The 3,284-nt window shown below is 55.9% G+C and carries 3 protein-coding genes; 1 reads left to right on the forward strand and 2 read right to left on the reverse strand.

Annotated elements, in window-relative coordinates:
- On the reverse strand, nt 1-242 hold a 242-nt coding region (locus LAT75_RS15435; RefSeq protein ID WP_291483717.1), incomplete at its 3' end, for a hypothetical protein.
- A 427-nt stretch (nt 243-669) separates the two neighbouring features.
- On the opposite strand from LAT75_RS15435, the gene LAT75_RS15440 reads away from it, so the two are divergent.
- A complete protein-coding gene (locus LAT75_RS15440) occupies nt 670-1,752 on the forward strand; it encodes a hypothetical protein (RefSeq protein WP_291483719.1) in 1,083 nt (360 codons plus the stop codon).
- A gap of 159 nt (nt 1,753-1,911) precedes the next feature.
- Here LAT75_RS15440 and LAT75_RS15445 read toward each other — a convergent pair.
- Nucleotides 1,912-3,284 (reverse strand): T9SS type A sorting domain-containing protein (locus tag LAT75_RS15445; RefSeq protein ID WP_291483721.1); only part of this gene is annotated, 1,373 nt, incomplete at its 5' end.

Here is a 3,284-nt window from a genome sequence, read left to right on the forward strand (position 1 = left end):
GGAAGCTTCGAGACCTCCGCCGCCGACTCGCAAAACACAAGGCTGGTGTTTTCGGGGGTGAAGGATGACGGGATCTTCGCCTGATTCAGCTGATCGGCATGTACAAACCAAAGCTGATTGTGAAGGCGTCCGGAGGAGGAAAATGCGGGAAGGGTTTCGCTGCTGCTCACAAGCGTTACGGATTCGGATTCGGGGATGGCGGTTACAGCACGGTAACTCTGAGCCACGGGGGAATCATTCATCCGGGGTTGAAATGCGACACCTTTCGCAGCTTTATTAAACCGCGACGGGCGCGAAGGCTCACGCAAAGAGCACGAAGGCAGGTTTGCACGACGGGTGTTTTGATGCGGCTTAGGATGGATTGTTGTGCAAATTAAATCCGCGAAAATCGGGCCTGATCTGCCCGATCTGCGTACCATCCATCCGCCGCAGGTAAATCGCACTCGGCTGTCTTCCGCACGGTTAATCAGGTCACGGACTTTGGCACTATCCATTTGGAGGTTCGTTTTTTGAAATTCAGGGCTTCATCACTCCCTGAAAATAGCTAAGTTTTGGGCAAGAATGCAGTTCGGGTTTTTAGCGGATGGCTGCGGGAGCCCCGGCGCTATCCGGACTTCAGGTTTGCTGACCCTGCCGATTTAATACTACCTCAAATCACATTTGTCTCACATGAAAAAAGCGGGCTTTCTGCTGATTATCGTTTTTGTTTCGGCGCTTTGCGGCTTCATTGTGCTGGAAGCCGGTCTGCGGATCCTCGACCGCGCGCCGGTGCAAAGCACGTGGCTCGCATTTCATGAGCGGGGTGCTTCGACCAACCTACAGAACCTGAGCCCTTTGCACACACACCGCGACATCCGGGTGCGCTACGAGCTTTCGGAGCTTCGCACCCGCGGCGCAGCCCCCGATCCGGAGGACTTCAACATCTGGATTTTCGGAGATTCCTTTACTTTCGGCCTGCTCTTACAGGAAGAGGCGACCTTCGTGCACCATCTGAACACCTTTGCGGAAAGTGAAAGCTGTCTTGCCAGGGCTAATGTACGGTTCATAAATGCCGGCGTGGGCGGCACCGGACTTTCAAACTGGCCGGCCTGGCTTGAGGTATTTGGGGATGACCTGCCGGTGGATGCCCTCTTTTTTATGCACAATTATGATGATATGGAGCGGAGTTTCTGGTCGAACCACTACGTGCTGCAGGGCGGTCAGCTGCTGCCGTCCCTGCGGTGGATCGAGAGACCGCTTAAGCAGCGCCTTGACCGCTCCGGCAGCTGGCGCTGGCTTCGGGAAAACTTTCGAAGCTTCACCATGATACACACCCTGATGTGGCGCAGCCTCTTCTTTGAGGACATCGTGAAAAGCGGAAATCCGGATTTTATGCCGCCGCCCTTTTTTGAACAGATGGAGGATTGGGTGGATTACAACATCCGGCTGAGCGAGGCGCTGTACCTTCGGAGCCTGGAGCTTGCAGATCAATCAGGGGTGCCGCTGTGGGCCGGCTCGACGGGCTGGCTGGCATATCCGCACCTTAGTGCCGGTAATGAAGCTGTCTTTTCAGCACTCCCGCAGCTTCTCGAAGAACTCGATGTACCCTGGTTCGACATCAGCCCCGCACTTTATGAAACGCTTGGCGGGGATTACGAACCGGCAACCATCCCCGGTGATACGCACCCCAACCCCGATGGCGCACGGCTGATAGCCGAACTGCTCTGGGTCGAGCTAGCCCCTTTCCTGAAAACAGTGTTTGAGTGTGAGTGATCAGGCTTTATGACAAATCCGTAAAAATCCGGTGCGGTCCGCCCAATCCGCGTACCATCCCCCCCCAAAAAAAAACACAAAACCCCGCCGGTTTGCACCGAACGGGGTTTTGTGTATCTGTCTCACAGCACTATGGGTGCAGCATTTGCTGCGGTTTTTTTATTTAATGAGCGTCATTTTGCGGGTGAGCACCTGTCCGTTGGTTTGCAGGCGGTACAGGTACACGCCGCTTGCCATGCGGGAGGCGTCGAAGCTGAGGGTGTAGGTGCCGGGCTGCATCACTTCATCGACCAGCAGCGCGACCCGCTGACCCAGCAGGTTGAACACTTCCAGCGTTACCTGACCAGTTTCCGGTACGGCGTAACGGATGTTGGTGGTCGGGTTGAAGGGATTCGGGTAGTTTTGGCTCAGCTCAACCTGCACCGGAAGCTCCGAGCGGGGTGCGGGGTCGATATTGGTCGGGTCGCTGATGGAGAACCAGGGCGTGTGGAAAGGTCCGCCGGCAACGGTTCCGAAATCGACATTAAACCCGAAGTTCTGGAAGGGATCTGCCGTGCCGTTGGCATCGCCGGGCAGCAGCACATTCGAGAAGTAGCCCGTACCCGAAATGATGAAGGCAAAGGCGCGGAAGCGTCCGCCGCTTACACCCAAATCCGAAAGGGAGAGTGCAATTTCAACCCCGTGCCGATCGCTGCCGTCGTTGAGCATGGCATAGCGGAAACTGCCGGCCGGGAACAGGCCGTCTTCTGCAGGTCCGACGCCGGTTGTGCCGTTTCCGGCCGGACTTGACGAGGCGGGAAGCACTAAAATGCCTTCTTTCTCATCGCCGGTGTAATCCGCAACGGACATCAGCACGCGGTTTTGTGCCCCGATCCAGGCAAAGCCGTAATCAACCTCAAAATCCATTTTGAAGTTGTGGTTGGTAGCATCTCCTGCGTTCAGGAAGGAAATGGCTCCGGTAGCGCCGCCGAGTGCTGTTCCGGCAGGCAGGCCCTGAACTTCCTCGAAATCCAGGAACAGGCCGATACCATCGGCACCATCGAGCACAACCTGAGACTCGATTGCGATGTAGAGCGAATCGGAGTCGGCAAAGTACCAGATCGAGCGGACATCTTTGCCCGGGCCGAAGCCTGCATTGTCGTTTTCCTTCTCGGCCATGAGGATATACTGCGGCTCATTAATGACGCCATCGATGCGGAAAGCAGTAGCCTCATTCGGGTCAACAACCTCAAAAATGATCTCAATGAGGTTGTCTGACGGATCGCTGTCGTCTTCAAAATTCACCTCAGCAACCGCGGTGTAGGTTCCGGGCACGAAAAGCTCAAAGCTTTCGAAGGTGACCACAGAAGTAACACCGGAGCCGATTTGGGATATGGTGAGCTCATCGGTGTAAACCACCTCATCTCCGAGAAGCACGGTGAAGGTAAGCCCGATATTCTGCTGGGAAAACAGGCTCTCATTGGTGAAGCTTACGCGCGGGGTGAGGGGCTCTTCGATGAAGCGGGTGCCGGAGGGCGACTGAATCTCGTTCA

Origin of the sequence: Cyclonatronum sp., from assembly GCF_022565315.1 — a bacterium.
Lineage (GTDB): Bacteria > Bacteroidota > Rhodothermia > Balneolales > Cyclonatronaceae > Cyclonatronum.

Bases quoted from the DNA above. Each gene is read 5' to 3' on its own strand.
- LAT75_RS15440 (WP_291483719.1), top strand. From the start codon at position 670: ATGAAAAAAGCGGGCTTTCTGCTGATTATCGTTTTTGTTTCGGCGCTT.